We start from the raw sequence: 20,257 nt of genomic DNA, 5'->3' as shown, positions 1-20,257 counted from the left end.
ACAGAGTGAGCAAAAAGCCCCGTCAGTTTTCCGACGGGGCTTTTATCTGACATGATGTTGCTATTTGAAAATCAATCAGAACAACTCATGGCTTTCCCCATTCTCGGTAACCGTTGTCCCCACATCCGGCATTGCATATCCCATCGGTTGCGTGCCTTCAATGAAATATTCTTTACGGGTATTGCCACCACCGTTAGATAACTTACCCGTTGCCCGATCAATCGTGACGGAAACAATGCCGACAGGCTGCTCCATCATTTTCTCAGGAACACCTTCCAGCACAACCTTCATGAAATCATCCCAGATTGGTTGGGCCGTTTTCGCACCACCTTCACCTTTCAATACCGGAGTACGTCCCAAACTTCTGCTGTGCTCATCAAAGCCAATCCAAACCGTTGCCACCATATCCGGGCCGTAACCGGAGAACCACGCATCTTTCGAACTGTTGGTCGTTCCCGTTTTTCCGCCAATATCACGACGCTTCAAGTCACGGGCAGCACGCCAGCCCGTTCCCATCCAACCCGGTTCACCAAAGACATTGGTATTCAAGGCATCATGGATCAGAAATGCCAGCGGTGTGCTGATAACGTGAGGAGCATACTTCTGGTCATCCGTGTCAGCATTCACCGATACATGCTCCAGTTTCGGCTGGGGCGGCAAGGCTAAGTTTTGCGAAACATCGGAATGAGCCACATCCTCAATGGAATCTTCAGACAATTCGATGGAGCGTGCCGTATCACCATAAATCACCGGAATGTTTTCACATTTCGGACAAGCAATTTTAGGTTTGGCTTCAAACAGGACTTTCCCTTCATCATCTTCAATTTTAGTAATGAAGTAGGGGTCAACCAAGTAACCACCATTCGCCATTACCGCATAGCCACGCACTAACTGCATTGGTGTAAATGAAGGGGAACCCAGCGCCAAAGATTCTGTGCGAACAACATTTTCGCCTGGCAAACCAAAGCGTTTCAAATAATCAGCAGCATAGTCCACACCCATTGCCCGCATGGCCCGAACCATTACCACGTTCTTCGATTGTCCCAACCCCTGACGCAGACGAATCGGCCCGTTGTAAGTCGGTGGTGAGTTCTTCGGACGCCAATCTGTTCCTGCACCTGAATCCCAGCGGCTGATAGGAGCATCATTCAACAGCGATGCCAGCGTCAGCCCTTTATCCATCGCAGCGGTGTACAGGAATGGCTTGATATTGGAACCAACCTGACGCAATGATTGCGTCACACGGTTAAATTTACTCAGTTCAAAATCAAACCCACCCACTAGCGCTTCTACCGCACCATCCATCGGATTGATGGAAACCAGCGCTGCGTTGACGTCAGGGAGCTGGGCAAGCCACCAGATGTCATTAACTTTTCTGACCCAAATCTGTTCACCCGCCCGAATGACTTCATTGACGCTACGCGGAGCAGCCCCTTGCAAACCATCGGTTTTGAATGGCCTGGCCCAACGGACACCCGCCATAGTCAGTTCAGCTTTACTGCCATCCGTCAGCATGGCTTCTGCTTGGTTAATGCCGGATTCAGTCACAATGGCAGGCAACAGAGGGCCGTATTTAGGCAAAGTTTTCAGCTTATCGATAATCTGCTTTTGGCTCCACGCTGGCTGGCTGGCTATCCATAACACTTCCTGCGCACCGCGATAACCATGACGGACATCGTAATCAATCACATTGGTACGAACGGCATTCACCGCAGCCAGCTGAGCTTTGTGTGTAATCGTAGTATAGACCTTATATCCATCGGTATAAGCGTTTTCACTATAACGATTGATCATTTCCTGACGCGCCATTTCCGTCAGATAAGGCGCTGAGAAAACAATTTGCGGGCCATGATAACGGGCAACCAATTTCTCTTCTTTGGCTTCATTGTATTGACGCTGGGTGATGTACCCCTCTTCCAGCATCCGTCCCAATACCACATTACGGCGGTTCACAGCCCGGTCATAAGAATAAAGCGGGTTAAACGTTGACGGGGCTTTCGGCAATCCGGCAATCATTGCCATCTCACTCAACGTCAGTTCATTGACTGTTTTGCCGAAATAGACTTGAGCCGCAGCACCAACACCATAGGCACGCTGCCCCAGATAGATCTTGTTGAGGTACAACTCAAGAATTTCATCTTTCGTTAGCAGTTGTTCGATCTTAATCGCCAGAAATGCTTCTTTCGCTTTACGTATCAGCGTTTTTTCTGGGCTGAGGAAAAAGTTTCTCGCAAGCTGCTGCGTGATGGTACTCGCTCCCTGAGTAGCATGACCGGACGTCATTACTACAGAAGCCGCACGAACAATCCCGATAGGGTCCACACCATGATGTTCATAAAAACGACTATCTTCTGTGGCGATAAAGGCTTTCATCATCAAGGGGGGCATTTCGGACAAGGTAAGGGGCAAACGACGTTTTTCACCGTATTGGGCTATCAATTCGCCATCAGCACTGAACACCTGCATCGGTGTTTGTAATCGGACATCCTTTAAAGTCGCAACATCAGGCAACTGTGGCTCGATATATTTGTATAAACCAAAAATCGAGGCGGTTCCCAATAAAATGCAAACAACAATAAGGATCAAAAAATACTTTATGAACTTCACCTGAAATTTCTCACGCCATGTTAATCGGGCAGTTTATAAACGATCAGTACATAGTATAAAGGGAACAGTATAAAGGCTATACAGCACTATGAATATGACCTTTTCATGAACAAAATTTTCATAAACAACGGCTTTCATGAATAACCGTTTTCATTGATAGTAGATAGGGAGATCTCTACATGTATCCATCTAAATGGTATATCGGACTGGATATCCAAGATCATTACATCCGCGCTCTTGCAGCCACTAAGCGTCGTGATGGCTGGCAACTGCGACATTGCTGGCAATACCGCTTATCAAACGAAATTATTTCAGGAGGACGGCTGCAATATCCTGAAAAATTCAGTCATATCTTAATGCAATGGCGACAAATATTACCTAAAAATATTAGCCTAAGATTAACACTCCCTGTTCAACAAACCTTACAGAGACAGATACCCTTACCTAACCATACGACAATGCAAGAACCCGAACTTGGTTGGTTTGTACATGCCTGTGCTGAAAAACAGTTTCCCGTCAGTGACCTTGCGTTGGACTACCGTATTCATGGTCAGCAAGTTTACATCAGCGCCACGCGCCAAAAAGATCTCACACTCTGGCTGAAATTATTCACGGATATCAATCTATCCCCTGACGCCATTGATATTGCGCCTTGTGCGTTACGTTATGCAGCGAGGCTCGCAGGTATTCCTGATAACAGTTGGCTGGTTCATAAACGCATGATGGACTGGCTATGGGTTTCCCCCGCCAATCATCCTTTTGGCTATGGGCTGATAGCATCACAATCACACCCTGATCTGGCTCAGGTCATCAAGCAATTACCCATTACACCAGAAACAGAAAACTGTGCGATTTATTGCAGCAATGAAGGGGAGGATGAAGAACAAACAACATCAATAAAGGCGATACCTGAACCCACAAAATCAGCTCATCCTTGGCAGATTTTATCAGCATTCCGCCATTATCAGCCTCCGTTACCAAAACAAATAAATGCGTTTATTGTTGCCGCCGGGTTGGCTCTCAGGCCGAATGATCGATGATGTATCAAGTCAATTTTTTACCCTGGCGACAGAAAAAACTGAAACGTCAATGTCAGAAGTGGGGGTTGTTGCTCTGCTTGCAACTCACATTATGGGCTGTTGTGTTGCTGTGTATTTCTACGCAGCAAACCAGCCAAATTGAGCAATATTGCAGGCAATTAACGGAAATTAAGCACCAATCAACACTATTAGGACAAACTATCAAGGAAACGGATCATGCAGTACAACAGCATTATCAATTGAGCCAATTATTACGGAAAAAACAGATATTCATGGAACAGAATAAACGCTACTTACAGTTATTTCGTCAACTTCCCCATTTGTTACCGCAAAACAGCTGGCTCACAGCATTTAGCGATGACAACGGGCAACTCATTTTTACCGCTCATAGCCAAGACTACGCAGAAATCTCCGATTTGTTAGATAACCTGACCGATGATCCGGCTCTCACCAATGTTCAACTTAAAAAAATGACCACGGCTGAAGATCAGATCAAAGTCTTTACTATTGATGCCGACTGGCTGATAGGAGAAGCCCGTGAGAAGTAATTACCTTGAGTGGTTTCATCGACCTGTATGGCAACAATGCCTATTGCAGCAATTAGTTATCATTTTGCTGCTGATGGGTTTCTATTTTCTTGTTTGGCAGGAAAACCAGCATAAAATCCATGCCTTTCAACGCCATATTACAGAACAACAGAATAATGCCGCACAGTCTCAACAGCGAATCAAAGAGCTGCCATCCTTGTTTGATATTCAGCAGAAAATCCGGCAAATCACAGCAGAGCTTGGCCAAAATAGCTATATTCATTCAAGGGACATTTATTCAAGGGACATTTCGCCAAAGGGTATTCCATCAAAAAATGAATCCCATAAGGTAACCGTACTCAAACGACTGCATTTACCCCTGATCCATTCAGGCAGCCAGCTTATGGAATGGAAAAGCTATAAAGAAAATAATCAGATTTTCTGGCATATCGTACTGTCACTGAATTATGATCAACTTCTCCATTTCCTGAGTGAAATTCAACAGTTGCAGCCCCCATTACTGATTAAACATCTCACCATAAAGCCTATTGATGGCAACCTGATCGTCCGCATCGTTTTATCAGACATGACCTTATCAGACTCAGAACCCCCTGATATGAACCTGCCAAATAAAATACAGCCTGCTCCTGTTAACAGTAATGGGGAGACATCATGAACAGACGACATTCATTGATCCTGCTTATCTGTCTGTTACTGCCAATTTCCGGTTCCTCCATAGAAAATAATCCGGAAACAGAAAACAGCTATAACATAGAGAATCTTTCTGAGGTCGAAAGATCTGTAAGAAATCCGTTCCAGCCCCCCATCAACCCAATAGCAGATGACATGGAATTTTCCTCAACGGAACGACAGGAACAGGAGATCGAATATCAGACAATTACCCTAAAATATGCCGATGCAGAACAGGTTGCAGAACGGCTGCAAAAAAATCGCCCCGCTCTGCTGACAAAATGGGGAAAAGTTGAGCATGACCCCTTGACCAACAGCGTGATACTGGAAGACAAATTTGATGCCATTACCCGTATCAGAAACTGGCTGAAAGAAGTTGATACTCCGAAGCAACAAGTGCAGATTACCGCCCATATTGTTACCAGCAGCAGAGAAGCGTTGCATGAATTGGGGATTCACTGGGGTGTCATCGCCGATCCCTTAAATCGCGCAATCGGGCTAAATCGTTTGAATCTACATCAACCAGCAGGCAATCAGCGCCATCGGTTAGTATTGAATACCGCACGCATTCACGCAAATCTGCTGGAAATGGAGCTTAGCGCACTGGAGCAGGAAAATCAGCTCGATATTATTGCCAGCCCACGGCTGACCGCATCTCACCAGCAATCCGCCAGCATCAAGCAAGGTTCAGAAATCCCCTATATTATTCAAGACAAGGACAAAACGACGATCCAGTTTAAAGAAGCAGTATTAGGTATGGAAGTTACACCCCATATTTTGCGGGAGGGTAAAATCCGGCTTGCCCTGAAAATCAGCCAAAACGCACCTGGTTTTCCTATCAGTCAGGGAGGAAATGAAAATCTTGCCATAGATAAACAGGAGATCATAACTCAAGTCACGGTCAGAAATGGAGAAACACTGATTCTGGGCGGTATCTTCCAACAGAAAAAAGCAGCAAACCAGCAAAAAGTCCCTTACCTATCAGATATTCCCCTGATAGGTACATTATTTAATCAAAATGGGGAACAACACAGCCGAAGAGAACTCGTAATTTTTATTACACCTCAATTGATCAACATTTAACCAAATTAAATATATCACATATAAATCAGTATATTATTAAAGTTAATTGTGCTTTTTTTATCAGTTCACCCACCATTTTTCTTGGTCTGGGCTGTTTATGGATTTGACGCTGAGTGTAATTTAGCATACAAGGATTACCTAATTGAGTGAGCAGGTCTAACATCACAAGTAAGAGTCTACAGATATTAGGCTCTCAATCAGCCAGCAAAAGCATGAGTCAGATAACAAAAGCTCGTGCCAGATTTATATAGTTGCAATACAGGTTGATGTGCTGAGATAATTTTCCTATCTGATCTCACATTCTCACTCATGAGGTTTCAGTTTAGGTCCCGTGGCTAATCTGATTGGCGGGGCGGGTTATCATTAACAAATAGTCTTAGTAATACCAAAAACATGGCAGAGAAACGCAATATCTTTCTGGTTGGGCCTATGGGTGCCGGCAAAAGCACTATTGGTCGTCAGTTAGCTCAGCAACTCAATATGGAGTTTTACGACTCTGATCAAGAAATTGAGCGACGTACCGGAGCTGACGTGGGCTGGGTATTTGATGTGGAAGGCGAAGAAGGCTTCCGCGACCGCGAAGAAAAAATAATTAACGAACTGACTGAAAAACAAGGCATTGTATTGGCTACTGGTGGGGGTTCAGTGAAATCGAAAGAAACCCGTAATCGCCTGTCTGCCCGTGGTGTGGTCGTCTATTTAGAAACAACCATCGAAAAACAGTTGGCTCGTACTCAGCGCGATAAAAAACGCCCTTTACTTCAGGTTGACGCACCAGCACGTGAAGTTTTAGAAAATTTGGCTGATGAGCGTAATCCTCTTTACGAGGAAATTGCTGACGTGACTATTCGTACGGATGAGCAAAGCGCCAAAGTCGTCGCTAACCAAATCATTGAATTATTGGAAAAAAACTGATTATAGCGGATTCACTCTGCGGCAAACGATAAGGCGAAAGCTGATATGGAACAAGTGACTGTTACGTTAGGTGAAAGAAGCTATCCGATTACCATAGCCGAAGATCTATTTTCTACCAATGAAGCGTTCAAGCCCTTGCAAGCAGGCCAACAGGTCATGATTGTAACTAATGAAACGCTGGCTTCCCTGTATCTTGAGCAGGTGAAATCCACATTGCAGGAAATGGGGCTTCGGGTAGATGAGGTTATCTTGCCTGACGGCGAACAGTACAAATCGCTTTTTGTGCTCAACGACATATTTTCTGCCCTGCTGGAAAATAATCATGGTCGTGACACAACGCTTATCGCTCTCGGTGGTGGTGTAATCGGTGATATGACGGGGTTTGCCGCAGCCAGTTATCAGCGCGGCACTCGTTTCATCCAATTACCCACCACATTACTTTCTCAGGTTGACTCTTCTGTCGGCGGAAAAACAGGGGTCAACCATCCCCTCGGCAAAAACATGATTGGGGCTTTTTACCAACCAGCTTCTGTGGTTGTCGATCTCAATTGTCTGAAAACATTGCCAGCTCAAGAGTTATATGCTGGCCTTGCTGAAGTCATCAAATATGGCATCATTCTGGACGGTGAATTCTTTAGCTGGCTTGAAGACAATATTGAGAAATTACTGGCTCTCGATAACCAATCAATGGCTTATTGCATTCGTCGCTGTTGTGAACTTAAGGCAATGGTTGTCACAGCTGATGAGCAAGAACGCAGTGGAATACGGGCGCTGTTAAACCTTGGTCACACCTTTGGCCATGCAATTGAAGCTGAAATGGGTTACGGTGTCTGGCTGCATGGTCAGGCTGTTGCTGCTGGCATGGTAATGGCGGCACGAGCTTCTGAGCTTGTCGGTACATTTTCACAACAAGAGACTCAACGTATTATCCTCTTGCTGGAACGCGCAAAACTACCTGTCAACGGCCCAGTGGAAATGTCCCCAGACGACTACTTGCCTCATATGATGCGCGATAAAAAAGTCTCCGCAGGAAAATTGCATTTAGTGCTGCCTACAGCTATTGGAGAAGCCAAACTTCGTTCTGATATTAGGAAAGAAGTTATATTGGAGGCTATTCACCTATGTCAACCATCCACCAACTAAAATACGTGATTATCTGAATGATGAATCATTCCTTAGCTGTTATGCTATAAAATAGCTACATTATCTATCAGATAGTGCATTATCGGTTTTAGTTAGGTCAGGCTGCCAAACCTCTTAAATAGCAATTGGCAGTATTATCTCTGCTGGGAGGGCATATGGACGAATTAGAATCAGAAAAAAAACAAAAGACAGAAACTGAATTTAAACCCGATACTTCTGATCGTCGCCCTCCGCGATCGAAACGCCAATCCAATCAGCCTAAATTTGCAGTATCCCGTCAGCAAATGATGATAGGTGTTGGCATTCTGGTACTTTTGCTTCTGATTATTGCCATCAGCTCTGCATTAAAATCACCAACTGAGCATGAAAAACAGCAGTCTTCAAATGCAACCGAAAAGAGTATCGACCTTTCTGGTTCCCCCACATTCTCTGATAATCAACAAGATAGCGGTCAGGAAAATCAATCTGTGCCTGCTACCAATAATACAGCTAATAACGCACATGAAATCGGCTTACCACCGCCGATTAGCAGTACCCCAAGCAGAGATCTTCCTCCAACGACTGGAACCGGTGGCTATAACCAGCGTATAGAATTACCCGGTGATATTACTGATGCTTTGAATCAACAACAGAGTAATATCAATAATTCAGTACAAAACAATCTGGCTCCGTCACAGACCAAACCTGTAAAACCCGTGGTAACTCCATCTGTTGAGCAGAAAAAACCAGAAAAAATAACACCACCAAGAATAGAAAATAAGGGAAGAGAAGAAAACCCGCCCAAGGCAGTGGCTAAGCCTGTCACAAGTAATCATCAACCCAATAAAAAGAGCGGGGCTGATGCAGGTGGTGATTTACTGAAAGCTCCCGCCAACCGATTCACACTCCAGCTGAGCAGCGCTAGTCGCTACGATACCTTAGTTGCTTTCGCTAAAAAACATAACCTTTCTAATTATAAGGTTTATGAAACTAAACGTGACGGTAAAACATGGTTTATCTTGATTCACGGTAACTATAGTTCCGTTTCTGATGCAAAAAACGCCATTTCTTCATTCCCTGCGGAAGTTCAGGCCAAAAAACCGTGGGTCAGGAAACTACAACAAGTTCAGCAAGATCTGAAAAAATAAAACTATTTTGATTAGGCGCTGATATGCTGTCCTAAACAGAGTACAATCTGCGGCTCTGAAATTATTGAATAACTAGTTTGGCGGCATGAAAAAAAAACGCGCTTTCTTAAAATGGGCCGGTGGAAAATACCCCTTGGTAGATGATATTAAACGTCATTTGCCAGAGGGCGATTGCTTGATTGAGCCATTTGTTGGCGCAGGCTCGGTATTCCTAAATACCGACTATGATTCTTACATCTTGTCAGACATCAACAGTGATCTGATCAATTTGTACAACACCGTAAAATCTCGTGCGGATGAATTTATTAGTCATGCCCGTCCACTATTCTCATCGGAATTCAACAACTCCGAAACCTTTTATCGCCTGAGAGAAGAGTTCAACAAAAGCAAAGATCCCTTTCGCCGCAGTCTGTTGTTTCTTTACCTCAACCGCCACTGTTATAACGGTCTTTGCCGTTATAATTCACGGGGGGAGTTCAATGTTCCTTTCGGGCGCTATAAAAAACCTTATTTTCCGGAAAATGAGCTTTACTGGTTTGCAGAAAAGTCCCAAAAGGCAACTTTCATCTGCCAACATTATGAAACTGCACTAAATAATGTGCCAAAAGGCGCTGTAGTTTACTGTGATCCTCCATATGCCCCACTTTCGTCCACGGCTAATTTTACAGCTTACCATACAAATAATTTTAACCTTCTGGATCAAGAAAATCTGGCTCATATAGCCTATCATCTCTCGTCTCAACAAAGCATTCCGGTACTCATTTCCAATCATGACACACCGATAACCCGGGAATGGTATCATCAAGCTTCCCTTTACATTGTTAAAGCCCGTCGGACAATAAGTAGAAATATTCTTGCCCGAAGTAAAGTTGATGAACTTTTGGCGTTATACTGCCTGAAGTGATTGAGGTTTCCTTCCCCTGAAATTAAGGGGATAAAACAATGAATTGGAGATGATAATAATGAAGAAAAACTTTCTGATCGCCCCATCCATTCTATCTGCTGATTTTGCCCGCTTAGGTGAAGATACCGCTAAGGTTCTGGCAGCAGGCGCTGACGTTGTGCATTTTGATGTCATGGATAATCACTATGTGCCAAATTTGACCATCGGCCCGATGGTCTGTCAGGCGCTACGTAATTATGGTATCACTGCCCCGATTGATGTTCATCTCATGGTAAAACCGGTTGATAGCATTATCCCTGATTTTGCCAAGGCTGGTGCAACCTATATCACTTTCCACCCTGAGGCGAGCGAACATGTTGATCGCACCTTACAACTCATCAAAGAACATGGGTGTAAAGCGGGTTTAGTTTTTAATCCCGCAACCCCCCTCAGTTACCTTGATTATGTTCTGGATAAGCTGGATGTGATTTTACTGATGTCGGTTAACCCTGGTTTCGGCGGTCAGTCTTTCATTCCAGAAACACTGAACAAGCTGCGTCAGGTACGCAAAATTATTGATGACAGCGGATATGATATCCGTCTTGAAGTTGATGGCGGCATTAAACCTAGTAATATTGCCGAAGCAGCTCAGGCGGGTGCAGATATGTTCGTTGCTGGTTCAGCTATTTTCAGCCAGCCAGATTACAAAGCGGTTATTGATGAAATGCGCAGTGAATTATCAAAGGTAGCATAATGACAAATAATGTCGTGAAAGAAATCCGGGTTATTGCATTTGATCTGGATGGCACACTGGTGGATAGTGTTGATGGTCTAGCAGATGCGTTGGATCAGGCCTTGATTGCCAAAGGATTGCCTGCGGCGGGTAAAAAGCAGGTCGCTGTCTGGGTAGGCAACGGGGCTGATGTCATGGTTGAACGTGCATTGAAATGGGCGGGTGTGGAACCTTCCCCTGAATTGCATAATGAAACTCGCAAACTGTTTGATGCGTTTTATGAAACCAGCGTAACAACAGGCAGTAAGCTGTTTCCTCAGGTCAAAGAGACTCTGGCTGAGTTGGCAAAACATAATTTGCCCATGGCGATTATCACCAATAAACCAACACCTTTTATTGCCCCATTGCTGGAATCATTGGGTATCAGTGAATATTTTTCATTGGTGCTGGGGGGTGACGATGTCAAAGAGAAGAAACCCCATCCCGCTCCACTCTATCTCACAATGGGAATATTTGGTTTACATAAAGAAGAATTGCTTTTTGTTGGCGATTCCCGTAATGATATTTTGGCTGCACAATCAGCGGGTTGCCCTTGTGTCGGCTTGACCTATGGATATAACTACGGAGAATCAATAGCATTAAGCCATCCAACTTATGTGCTAAACCATTTTTCGGATTTACTCCCAACGATTGGACTATCCACTTTGAAACTATTATCCACTTCTAAAAGACAGGAAGCATAATAAAATGAATGAACCCACTGCAATGAAACCAAACTCCCAAAAACCTATTGTATTCAGCGGCGCGCAACCTTCCGGTGAATTGACCATCGGTAACTATATGGGGGCGTTACGTCAGTGGGTTAAAATGCAAGATGATTACGATTGCATCTACTGTATCGTTAACCAGCACGCCATTACTGTACGCCAAGATCCTACTGAACTGAAAAAACGCACATTGGATACACTGGCACTTTACCTTGCTTGTGGTATTGATCCAAAGAAAAGCACTATCTTCGTTCAGTCACATGTACCACAACATTCTCAGTTAGCCTGGGTTCTGAACTGCTACGCCTATTTTGGTGAACTGAGCCGTATGACTCAGTTTAAAGATAAATCATCCCGTCATTCAGAAAATATCAACGCAGGCCTATTTGATTACCCTGTACTGATGGCTTCTGATATTTTGCTTTATCAGGCTAATCAGATCCCAGTGGGCAGTGACCAGAAGCAGCATCTTGAATTATCCCGTGATTTGGCACTGCGTTTTAATGCCTTATATGGCGATATCTTCACGATACCAGAGCCATTCATTCCACAAGGCGGTGGTGCTCGTGTAATGTCATTGCAAGATCCGGCCAAGAAAATGTCGAAGTCCGATGATAACCGCAGTAACGTGATTGCTTTATTGGAAGATCCAAAGTCCGTCGCGAAGAAAATCAAGCGCGCCGTTACCGACTCTGACGAGCCACCTCGTGTACGCTATGATCTGGAAAACAAGCCAGGCGTTTCCAACTTGCTGGATATTCTTGCTGGTGTAACAGGTAAAACTATCCCTGAACTGGAAGCTGAGTTTGAAGGCAAAATGTACGGGCATTTGAAAAGTGCTGTTGCCGACGCAGTAAGCGAAATGCTGACTGGTTTGCAGGAACGCTACCATCATTTCCGTAATGATGAAGTATTGCTTAACCAAATCATGGCAGAAGGAGCGGCTAAGGCACAGGTTCGTGCTCAAGCGACCTTGGATAAAGTCTATGATGCTGTAGGCCTACTCGCCCATCCGTAATAGGATAAATAAATGCCAAAGAATATTAATTTATTCTTTGGCATATCTTTTTAACTGAGTTCTTGGCATTTTCAATTTTGCATTACCATTTTTATTTTTATCATAAGATATAGTTATTTTTTTCTTCTTATTACGTTAGCCCAATTTGCATCACTATTAACTCTTTTAAACATTAAGTCTAACCTACTATTCATTTGCCAATCTTTTGGAGGACTAATAACATCAATTTCATGTTGGTTACCCAATTCTTTATTTTTAACGATAGAAAAAAGTTCTTGATACGACTGTGGCCCAGTCATATCAACAGTCAAATTAAGACGACGGTTTCTGCGATACTCAAGTGTGTTTATCGAAGGTAAATTAGGAACAATACCCGTTCTCCATTTCGAGCTTAATGTTTTATCGTCTTCATTATAAGAATTTTTTCTAATATTACTGGCCATAAAAACTAAAAGAGCCATAACTTTTTCTGATTGAGGTTGTGCAGCAATAATTCCATTTGCAAACTCATTGTAAACTAACTGTTTTATCCTACAGGAATCGAGATATCTTATATTCCATTTTTCATCACTCTTGCTCACTCTTCCCCATCCCATTCCATGACAATCACCAAAACCTATATCCGATTCAAGTTCTAACTTTTCAAACCTTGCTCTTCTCTTAAAGCGCTTTTCAAAAGGTAAATTTTTATCAAAAACATGGGATTTAGTGTGCTTGATATCTGAATCAGTGAGTTCAACATCAACATCCAGATATATTCCTCCTTCCATATACAAAATAGCCAAACGAGCAATATCACAGGCAGATGCATAGTTTTTAAAATCACCATGCATTTGTAGATTAAATACATGATGTAAGAAGTGCATTATCTTTGAATAATCATAATGAGGTGTATCAGCATAGTTTTTATGAAATAAACGATGTAAGAAACTCGCTCTCGTAGAGTCTTTATTAGTGTTTATATCAAATTTGGTTAACTGATTTTTCTTCCTTTCATATAAATCACGCATAAAATCAGTACGAGTAAGATATGAAGCCTGACTAATTAAGAAAGAAAACGCAGTTTCAATATTCCTATATCTAAACTCTCTTACAAAGATTTCTCCAACATCAACAATATTTCCATTATAGCTGAATGTAAGATTTCTCAACGTATGTGATATTAATAATTCTACATTCTTTATTCCCCAAATGTTAACCTCAAACCCAGGATTCTCTGATTTTATTTCTATGATACGCCTTAAATCTCTCTCAGATATTTTATTACCAACCCAAAAATAATGAATTTTCTTTGGAATATTCATAAATCACCTATTAGCTATGGTTGATACTTTAATGATAATATGGTTGTCGTCAGTTGTGCTCTAATGGTATGTTTTTATGATTTTCTTAATTATTTCCCAAATAAACGACGATTAAAATCCTCAATTTTCCCATGCAATATGCGTTGTTGCATTGTCAGATTCCAACTGGCAGACAACCCTGCCGCTCCCATTAAACGACGATATTGCTCTTCATCAAATGGGCTATGAAAAGCAATGGAAATAGCTTCCTGAACAGAAACATCGCTGTTTCGACTTAATAACCTTATCGGCTCACTTGTACTCACAAAACCCGGAGAGATAACCCGATATAACCAGCCACAGCGCCCATTATTTTGCATCATCGCAGCAAAGTCACTAACATAGGTAACTAAATTGAGTTTATAACAAGGAGAGCGTGGTTGAGTTATCTGAATCAGAGTTTCACCCCATTGAAAAATATCGCCAATATAGACATTATCTTCAGTCATCCCTTCAGTTGATATGTTTTCACCAAACAAAGGAGAGGCAATCAATTCAATTAACTCAGGAAATTGTCTTTTCCAAAACAAATAGTGTTCTCTTGGATAGTGACAAAGCGCTCGATCAGGCCCGCCATGAAAACGCGTTTCTGCTTGTTCATCACCTTCCAGACCAAGAGAGGTGAGCTGTAAACGACCATTCACCAACAGCTTACTAATTGCACTGGCACCCAATTTTTTAGAGGATATTGTTTTGCCTCTATATACCTGTGGGTAATACATTTCAGCTCCAACTCCTCCTCAATAGACGAGTATAAATATTACTCTGATAGAATAAACGCGGCAAGCTTCGCTTTAGTTCGTCATAGCAGGGAGCTAGTACACTGTTTTTATGAGCTTTTAAGGATTACTATATTGAGATGTGTGGATTATCTAGAATTTAATTTGGCAAAATTACAATCAATCAAAGCGTGCTCCCGCCCTGTTCATTATGGAGGATAGTAAAAACGGATAGGGATGCCAAATAAAATAATAGAGAAAAAATGTTATGAAAAAATAAACATGCTGATCACTGTGGTGACCAGCATTATCAAGGAAAGTGTTTTTTAACGCTTATTTAATTTTTTCTTCATAACGTTTTGCTGCTTCGTCCCAATTTACAACATACCAAAATGCTTTGATGTAGTCAGGACGGCGGTTCTGATATTTCAGGTAATAGGCGTGTTCCCAAACATCCAGACCCACAATCGGGTAACCGGAAGCACCCGCTATTTCATCACCCATCAGAGGGCTATCCTGATTGGCTGTTGAAACAACAGCCAGTTTGCCATCCTTTTTCAGAACCAGCCACGCCCAGCCAGAGCCAAAACGAGTTGCTGCCGCCTGCTCGAACTCTTTCTTAAAGCTGTCAATACTTCCAAAATCACGCTCAATAGCTGCTTTTAGAGTACCACTCAAGACCGTTCCTAATTTTAATCCCTTCCAAAACATACTGTGGTTCGAATGCCCACCCGCATTATTACGAACAAAAGTGCGCTTATCGGCGGGAAATTTATCGAGCTGTTGAATTAAATTATCAATATCTAATTCACTTAATTCAGGAAAGGCTTCCAAAGCAGTATTTGTGTTAGTGACATAAGTCTGATGGTGTTTAGTATGGTGAATTTCCATCGTTTGCTTATCGAAATGAGGCTCTAACGCATCATAAGGATAAGGTAGAGAAGGCAGTGAATAGCTCATGTCATATCTCCAGTTGTTTAGAATGTATAAAGCTCACACCTTGTGAATAACGCATTTATTATAGTGAATTCAACAACAATGAAAATGATAATCAATTCCATAGATTTCTTATGGTTTCCATTACACATCTAAGTTTCACACCCAGATTAGATTAAAAAACCAAAAAATAACTAAAATAAAGCGTATTAAGCCAATATAAAATATTTTAACCTTACTTAATTTCAATTAAATAAGACACATTAAATGATCATTCCATGAAATTCATTTTCTTTATTGCGTGATCTTCCGCGCAAAAAAGAAACAAAAATTCCTCATGCGCTTTAGTTAACCTTGTTTTGACATAGTATTAACAATTGCAAGGAGATAAAAATATGACTCAAATAATCAAGCATCTTATTCCTGCTGATATTGCAGATACTGCCCTGATAAGCAAGCAACAATATCTACAAGACTACCAATGGTCACTACAAGATCCTGAAGGGTTCTGGGGTGAAAAAGGTAAGATCGTGGATTGGATAAAGCCCTATACCAAGGTCAAAAATACCTCTTTCGATCCGGGGCATATCAGCGTCCGCTGGTTTGAAGACGGTACTCTGAATTTAAGTGCCAACTGTCTTGATCGCCACTTACAAGAGCGTGGCGATAAAACTGCTATTATCTGGGAGGGAGATAACCCCACAGAATCACGCCATGTTACTTATCGTGAATTACATCATGACGTCAGCCAATTCGCCAATGTATTGAAAAAAATCGGGGTCAAAAAAGGTGATGTCGTAGCCATTTATATGCCAATGGTGCCAGAAGCCGCAGTTGCAATGTTGGCTTGTACCCGCATCGGGGCTATCCATTCCGTAATTTTTGGCGGTTTCTCTCCTGATGCCATTGCAAGCAGAGTGATCGATTCCAATGCTAAGCTCGTTGTTACCGCAGATGAAGGTTTGCGAGCGGGTCGTACGATTCCACTGAAAAAGAATGTCGATGAAGCATTGAGCAATCCAGAGGTGACCGACGTCACTAATGTGATTGTCTTCAGGCGTACCGGAAATATCAAAAACTGGCATGACGGCCGTGACTTATGGTGGCATGAACTTATCGAAAATGTCAGTTCAGATTGTCCTGCCGAAGAGATAAATGCCGAAGATCCATTGTTTATCCTTTATACCTCTGGCTCAACAGGGAAACCAAAAGGCGTTCTACATACGACTGGCGGTTATCTGGTCTATGCTTCTTTGACTTTTAAATACACGTTTGATTATCGTCCCGGAGAAATTTACTGGTGTACGGCAGACGTGGGCTGGGTTACCGGGCATAGTTATCTGCTATATGGTCCACTATCCTGCGGTGCTACTACCTTAATGTTTGAAGGTGTGCCTAACTATCCCGATGTAAATCGTCTTTGTCAGGTTATTGATAAGCATCAGGTTAATATTCTTTATACCGCACCAACCGCTATCAGGGCATTAATGGCTGAAGGAGATAAAGCCATAGTAGGAACAAAACGCACGTCATTGCGCATTATGGGTTCTGTTGGTGAGCCGATTAACCCAGAAGCATGGGAGTGGTATTACCAAAAGATAGGTAACAGTAAATGCCCAATCGTGGATACTTGGTGGCAAACCGAAACAGGCGGATTCATGATCACGCCACTGCCTGGTGCAACCGACCTCAAAGCAGGCTCCGCTACTCTGCCATTCTTTGGTGTCAGTCCAGCTCTGGTCGATAACGCTGGAGAAATATTGGAGGGAGAGAATGAAGGCAATCTTGTAATGACAGATTCTTGGCCGGCACAGGCACGAACTTTATATGGCGATCATGAACGTTTTGAACAAACTTACTTTTCCACTTTTAAAGGAATGTATTTCAGTGGCGATGGTGCCCGGCGTGATGAAGATGGCTATTACTGGATCACGGGTCGGGTCGATGATGTTCTGAATATTTCAGGGCATCGTTTGGGAACCGCAGAAATTGAGTCTGCTCTGGTTTCTCATCCCAAAATTGCAGAAGCTGCTGTCGTTGGTATTCCTCATCATATCAAAGGACAAGCTATTTACGCCTATGTCACGCTAATTCATGGTGAAGAGCCTTCTCCAGAATTGTATACCGAGGTCAGAAATTGGGTCCGTAAAGAAATAGGTCCAATTGCAACACCCGATATCCTCCATTGGACTGACTCACTTCCCAAAACACGTTCCGGAAAAATCATGCGGCGTATTTTGCGTAAAATTGCGGCAGGGGATACCAGTAACTTAGGAGATACCTCCACTCTGGCCGATCCGGGAGTGGTTGAAAAATTGCTGGAAGAAAAACAATCCATAAATATGTCATAAAAAACATTTCGTAAAACAAATAGGCCGCCAAAAGGCGGCTTAAATAACGTATCACCAAAAGTAACAAATTGTGCAGGGACGTGGATACTGGTATCCGGCACTTGGTGATGTGACTTAAGGTGTGTCGTTTAAAATCAACAAGGAGACACTCTGATGAATAACGACATTTATCAAGAGATTGAAAATAATCCCCGCTTTAAGGAATTAATTAAGAAACGAGGACGTTTTGCCTGGCTGCTATCCATCATTATGTTAGTGATTTATGTTGGCTTTATTTTTCTGATTGCCTTTGCTCCTGAATGGCTTGGGACACAACTCCATGAAGATACCAATATGACTCGTGGCATACCTGTCGGTATCGGGATTATCTTTGCTTCTTTCATATTGACGGGGATTTATGTTGCGCGCGCGAATGGCGAGTTTGATCGCCTGATATCAACTATTATCAATGAGGTAAGAAAATGAAAAAAATTGTATTTTCAGTAATACCTCTATTTTCCTACCTCTTTCCTGTCTTAGCACAAGCCGATGCCATTTCAGGTAATGTAGTGAAACAACCCTTGAATATTCAGGCAATAATCATGTTTCTGTTATTCGTTGGGTTAACTCTTGGTATTACTTATTGGGCTTCAAAAAGAACTATTTCACGCTCCGATTATTATACGGCAGGCGGACGTATTACAGGGTTTCAAAATGGTATGGCTATTGCCGGTGACTATATGTCAGCAGCCTCTTTTCTAGGGATTTCAGCATTAGTTTATACCTCAGGTTATGATGGACTGATCTATTCGATCGGTTTCCTCGTTGGGTGGCCAATTATTCTATTTCTCATTGCTGAAAGATTAAGGAATCTAGGTCGTTATACATTTGCCGATGTTGCTTCTTACCGACTGAAACAGCGCCCAATCCGTACGTTATCTGCAATGGGTTCACTGGTTGTTGTCTCGTTATATCTGATAGCCCAAATGGTCGGGGCAGGGAAACTTATCGAATTGTTATTTGGATTGAATTATTTCGTTGCTGTTGTTTTGGTCGGTATTTTAATGGTGCTTTATGTACTATTTGGCGGAATGCTGGCAACAACATGGGTACAGATCATTAAAGCAATTCTGTTGCTGGCTGGGGCAACATTTATGGCTCTGATGGTCATGAAAATGGTAAATTTCAATTTCAATGCCCTGTTTAAGGAAGCCATTGCAGTGCACTCTCTTGGATCCGCAATCATGAGTCCGGGAGGATTGGTATCTGATCCTATATCTGCACTCTCTTTAGGATTGGCGCTAATGTTCGGTACTGCCGGATTACCGCACATCATTATGCGATTTTTTACCGTCAGCGATGCTAAAGAAGCCCGCAAAAGTGTTTTCTATGCCACTGGTTTTATAGGTTATTTTTATATACTAACGTTCATTATCGGATTTGGTGCAATTTTATTGGTCAGCGCCAATCCTTCATTTAAAGATGCAAGCGGCGCATTAATTGGTGGAACTAATATGGCTGCTGTTCATCTGGCAAGTGCCGTTGGCGGTGATTTTTTCCTTGGCTTTATCTCAGCAGTAGCTTTTGCCACTATTTTAGCCGTCGTCGCAGGATTAACACTCGCCGGTGCTTCAGCTGTTTCTCATGATCTCTATGCCAATGTCATTAAGCAAGGGCAAGCCAATGAACGGGATGAGTTGAAAGTCTCCAAAATTACCGTCGTTATTCTGGGATTCGTTGCTATTAGCTTAGGTATTTTGTTCGAAAAACAGAATATTGCTTTTATGGTCGGTTTAGCATTTTCCATCGCTGCAAGTTGTAATTTCCCTATTATTTTTCTGTCAATGTACTGGAGCAAGCTGACAACACGAGGAGCTCTGATTGGTGGGGGACTGGGATTACTGACAGCAGTTGTTTTAATGATCCTTGGCCCTACTATTTGGGTCAGTATTCTTGGGCACGAAAAACCAATTTATCCTTATGAATATCCAGCGCTATTTTCCATGTTTATAGCATTTATCGGAGCATGGTTATTCTCTGTTACAGATATATCAGAACAAGGATTACAGGAAAGAAAAATGTTTCGTAACCAATTTATTCGCTCACAGACAGGAATTGGAATTGAGCAAGGAGAGGTACATTGATAAAAATGCATGACTCTATCTAAATCTAAGAGTGCAAAATAAATGATTTTTCTAAAATGCAACGCTTAGTTTTCTTCAAACGCAAAAAAGCCATCCGGTAAAGGATGGCTTCTCTGGCAAATAATTGTCTGGCAGTGCCCTACTCTCGCATGGGGAGACCCCACACTACCATCGGCGCAACGGCGTTTCACTGCTGAGTTCGGCATGGGATCAGGTGGGACCACCGCGCTCTTGCCGCCAGACAAATCCTGT

Annotated in this window: 18 protein-coding genes and 1 rRNA gene; 14 read left to right on the top strand and 5 right to left on the bottom strand. The window is 42.6% G+C overall.

Annotated features, from left to right (window positions below):
- Nucleotides 1–75 precede the first annotated feature (75 nt).
- Nucleotides 76–2,607 carry a peptidoglycan glycosyltransferase/peptidoglycan DD-transpeptidase MrcA gene (gene mrcA / locus AACQ81_RS12530; protein WP_237387507.1) on the bottom strand — a complete coding sequence of 844 codons (2,532 nt, stop codon included), beginning with the start codon at nt 2,605–2,607 and terminating at the stop codon, nt 76–78.
- A gap of 179 nt (nt 2,608–2,786) precedes the next feature.
- Between mrcA and pilM the strand changes: the two genes are divergently transcribed.
- The 11 genes from pilM (at nt 2,787) to trpS (ending at nt 12,533) form a co-directional block, all read left to right on the top strand.
- Entirely contained in the window at nt 2,787–3,647 is an 861-nt protein-coding gene (gene pilM, locus AACQ81_RS12525) for a pilus assembly protein PilM (RefSeq protein WP_237387506.1), read from the top strand.
- Nucleotides 3,644–4,195, top strand: a complete 552-nt coding sequence (locus AACQ81_RS12520; protein ID WP_237387505.1) for a PilN domain-containing protein — start codon at nt 3,644–3,646, stop codon at nt 4,193–4,195. Before pilM ends, AACQ81_RS12520 begins: the two co-directional genes overlap by 4 nt.
- Nucleotides 4,185–4,850, top strand: a complete 666-nt coding sequence (locus tag AACQ81_RS12515) for a hypothetical protein (RefSeq protein ID WP_237387504.1) — start codon at nt 4,185–4,187, stop codon at nt 4,848–4,850. Before AACQ81_RS12520 ends, AACQ81_RS12515 begins: the two co-directional genes overlap by 11 nt.
- Nucleotides 4,847–5,947, top strand: a complete 1,101-nt coding sequence (gene pilQ / locus AACQ81_RS12510; RefSeq protein WP_237387503.1) for a type IV pilus secretin PilQ — start codon at nt 4,847–4,849, stop codon at nt 5,945–5,947. The genes AACQ81_RS12515 and pilQ overlap by 4 nt, the downstream gene beginning before the upstream one ends.
- Before the next feature lie 393 nt (nt 5,948–6,340).
- Complete coding sequence (gene aroK, locus AACQ81_RS12505) at nt 6,341–6,862, top strand: shikimate kinase AroK (protein ID WP_038237472.1); 522 nt, start codon at nt 6,341–6,343, stop codon at nt 6,860–6,862.
- 45 nt (nt 6,863–6,907) lie between these two features.
- Nucleotides 6,908–8,005 carry a 3-dehydroquinate synthase gene (gene aroB / locus AACQ81_RS12500; protein ID WP_237387502.1) on the top strand — a complete coding sequence of 366 codons (1,098 nt, stop codon included), beginning with the start codon at nt 6,908–6,910 and terminating at the stop codon, nt 8,003–8,005.
- A gap of 155 nt (nt 8,006–8,160) precedes the next feature.
- Nucleotides 8,161–9,132 carry an SPOR domain-containing protein gene (locus AACQ81_RS12495; protein WP_237387501.1) on the top strand — a complete coding sequence of 324 codons (972 nt, stop codon included), beginning with the start codon at nt 8,161–8,163 and terminating at the stop codon, nt 9,130–9,132.
- 85 nt (nt 9,133–9,217) lie between these two features.
- Nucleotides 9,218–10,036: an adenine-specific DNA-methyltransferase gene (gene dam / locus AACQ81_RS12490; RefSeq protein ID WP_237387500.1), complete on the top strand. Its 819-nt coding sequence runs from the start codon at nt 9,218–9,220 to the stop codon at nt 10,034–10,036.
- 58 nt (nt 10,037–10,094) lie between these two features.
- On the top strand, nt 10,095–10,769 hold the full coding sequence (rpe, locus tag AACQ81_RS12485) for a ribulose-phosphate 3-epimerase (protein WP_237387499.1): 675 nt from the start codon (nt 10,095–10,097) through the stop codon (nt 10,767–10,769).
- A complete protein-coding gene (locus tag AACQ81_RS12480; RefSeq protein ID WP_237387498.1) occupies nt 10,769–11,491 on the top strand; it encodes a phosphoglycolate phosphatase in 723 nt (240 codons plus the stop codon). The genes rpe and AACQ81_RS12480 overlap by 1 nt, the downstream gene beginning before the upstream one ends.
- A gap of 4 nt (nt 11,492–11,495) precedes the next feature.
- Nucleotides 11,496–12,533, top strand: a complete 1,038-nt coding sequence (gene trpS / locus AACQ81_RS12475; protein WP_237387497.1) for a tryptophan--tRNA ligase — start codon at nt 11,496–11,498, stop codon at nt 12,531–12,533.
- A 113-nt stretch (nt 12,534–12,646) separates the two neighbouring features.
- Here trpS and AACQ81_RS12470 read toward each other — a convergent pair whose 3' ends face one another.
- The 3 genes from AACQ81_RS12470 to sodA all read right to left on the bottom strand — a co-directional run bounded on the left by AACQ81_RS12470 (nt 12,647) and on the right by sodA (nt 15,555).
- On the bottom strand, nt 12,647–13,837 hold the full coding sequence (locus AACQ81_RS12470) for a TcdA/TcdB catalytic glycosyltransferase domain-containing protein (protein ID WP_237387496.1): 1,191 nt from the start codon (nt 13,835–13,837) through the stop codon (nt 12,647–12,649).
- Nucleotides 13,838–13,926: 89 nt separating this feature from the next.
- Entirely contained in the window at nt 13,927–14,598 is a 672-nt protein-coding gene (yiiM, locus tag AACQ81_RS12465; RefSeq protein ID WP_237387495.1) for a 6-hydroxyaminopurine reductase, read from the bottom strand.
- Nucleotides 14,599–14,928: 330 nt separating this feature from the next.
- On the bottom strand, nt 14,929–15,555 hold the full coding sequence (gene sodA / locus AACQ81_RS12460) for a superoxide dismutase [Mn] (protein WP_237387494.1): 627 nt from the start codon (nt 15,553–15,555) through the stop codon (nt 14,929–14,931).
- 371 nt (nt 15,556–15,926) lie between these two features.
- Here sodA and acs point away from each other — a divergent pair, with 371 nt between their 5' ends.
- From acs to actP, 3 genes are all read left to right on the top strand, one after another.
- Nucleotides 15,927–17,882 (top strand): acetate--CoA ligase, encoded by a 1,956-nt coding sequence (gene acs, locus AACQ81_RS12455; RefSeq protein ID WP_237387493.1) that lies wholly within the window; start codon nt 15,927–15,929, stop codon nt 17,880–17,882.
- Between the two features lie 153 nt (nt 17,883–18,035).
- Nucleotides 18,036–18,347: a DUF485 domain-containing protein gene (locus tag AACQ81_RS12450; RefSeq protein WP_237387492.1), complete on the top strand. Its 312-nt coding sequence runs from the start codon at nt 18,036–18,038 to the stop codon at nt 18,345–18,347.
- The gene (gene actP / locus AACQ81_RS12445) at nt 18,344–20,005 is read left to right on the top strand and encodes a cation/acetate symporter ActP (RefSeq protein WP_237387491.1); all 1,662 of its coding nucleotides are present in this window, start codon (nt 18,344–18,346) and stop codon (nt 20,003–20,005) included. The genes AACQ81_RS12450 and actP overlap by 4 nt, the downstream gene beginning before the upstream one ends.
- 126 nt (nt 20,006–20,131) lie before the next feature.
- Here the strand turns inward: actP and rrf are convergent.
- Nucleotides 20,132–20,247 (bottom strand): 5S ribosomal RNA (gene rrf, locus AACQ81_RS12440).
- Nucleotides 20,248–20,257: the final 10 nt, after the last annotated feature.

The organism is Xenorhabdus sp. Sc-CR9 (genome assembly GCF_963897815.1).
In the GTDB taxonomy this organism is placed as follows: domain Bacteria; phylum Pseudomonadota; class Gammaproteobacteria; order Enterobacterales; family Enterobacteriaceae; genus Xenorhabdus.
Note: the sequence above shows the minus strand (reverse complement) of the source record. Positions and strands in the feature narration are given on the sequence as shown.